The organism is uncultured Fibrobacter sp., from assembly GCF_937877005.1.
Taxonomy (GTDB): Bacteria; Fibrobacterota; Fibrobacteria; order Fibrobacterales; family Fibrobacteraceae; genus Fibrobacter.
The window spans coordinates 1-1,542 of the sequence record NZ_CALEFV010000276.1 but is presented as its reverse complement, the minus strand read 5'-3'; the positions used below and the strand labels follow the sequence as shown (position 1 = coordinate 1,542).

General features: G+C 49.0%; 2 protein-coding genes. One reads left to right on the top strand and one right to left on the bottom strand.

Annotation, left to right across the window (positions count from 1 at the left end; genetic code table 11):
- Window positions 1-516 (bottom strand): CBM35 domain-containing protein (locus tag Q0628_RS12215; RefSeq protein WP_298771352.1); only part of this gene is annotated, 516 nt, incomplete at its 3' end.
- Window positions 517-695: 179 nt separating this feature from the next.
- Between Q0628_RS12215 and Q0628_RS12210 the strand changes: the two genes are divergently transcribed.
- Window positions 696-1,542, top strand: an 847-nt coding sequence (locus tag Q0628_RS12210; protein ID WP_298771350.1) for a TIGR02147 family protein, incomplete at its 3' end; no start/stop codon positions are given.

Sequence of the window (1,542 nt, the reverse complement as noted above, 5' to 3'; positions counted from 1 at the left end):
TGTCTTCTTGCCGAAGTTTTCGCGCAAGAAACTGTAGAGCTTTACTGCGCTTTCGGTCGCGTTCGGGGTGACCGGGGCAGCGGAGAGCTTGAAGGGCTTTGATTCGTAGGTGGAAATGTCGATGTAGTCTACGTCAATCCATCCCCAGTATTTTTCGATGGCGATCGTGTTTGCGCCCGCCTTGAGCGTTACGGCCGTTGTGATGTCCGCCCACCCGGTCGTTGCCGCAAAGTCAATCGTGCCTGCGGTCGCTCCGTTTACCTTGAGGTAGTTTGCCTTGAAATCGCCCGCCTTGTAATGGATGGTGAGCGTGTACTTGCCTGCGGATTCGGCGGTGACTCCCGTGAAGGTAATGTTGCCTTCTTGGAGGCTCACGTACCCTGTGCCAGAGACGCCGCTGCTGTTGACAATTTTTGCTTCGCTAGATACGGTTGCCGATTCGGCTTCGTACTTGGTGGCGAAAGCTGTTGTTGCGAGGGTTGCCGCAAGAATTGCGACTGTATTTCTTTTAAACATTCAAACTCCTTGATACACCATTGTGCCTTAAATTTATGTTCATGAAAGAGTTTCAGTAAGTTTTTTTTCGGCTGTGTGTGGACAAAAATGTCAACATGTCTTTAAAATTTTGATAAAAATTGATTGAAAAAAATTGAATATTTCAATAATAGAATCTATATTATTGGGGCTGGCCAACCATGTTCGCAAGAAATAAAATCAACATATATGACTACACCGACTACCGTAAATTTCTGCAGGATTTTTACGAACTCGAAAAGTCGCTTGATCCGACCTTCAGCTATCGGGTTTTTGCCGCTGCTGTGGACGTTGACGCAAGTCTTCTTGTAAAAATTTTACAGGGAAAGCGCCATGTGTCTTCTAAAGGCATTGAACCGTTCGTTGAATTTTTCCGTTTCAAGGAGGCGAAGGCGGAATACTTCCGCGAAATGGTCGTCTATGGCAAGGCGAAGACCGACGAAGATGTCCGCAAGCATTTTGAGATGCTTCAGAAAATGCGCCCGGCCGTCTGCCGTGAGCTAGACGAGGCTCGCTACCGCTATTTTCAGCAGTGGTACTACCCGATGATCCGTTCGGCGCTCGATGTCTTTGATTATCGTGGTCCGCAAGATGCTGCAGCACTCGCCGAGGCATGCATTCCGAAACTCACCGCCTCTCAGGTCGAGAAAGCCGTTGAGGCGCTGTTGCAGTTGGGACTTGCCCGTCAACGCAAGGATGGCCGCGTGGAACCCACCGAGGCGCATCTCCGTACGCAGGAACATTGGCTGAGTGCAACCATTAGCGACTACCAGGGCTGTATCGCGGAATTGGCGCGCGATTCGATTGCCAATACCCCGAAGGAAAAGCGCGATATAAGCACGCTTACCATGGCGCTTGACTCGAATCAAATCCAAAAAATCCGCGATATTCTTGCCGAAACGCGAAAATCCATCGTAAATGTGGTCAATGCGATGCCGTCGCAAATTTGCGACAGCGTTTATCAATTAAATTTCCAGTTATTCCCGATGATGAAAAAGGAAGAACGGT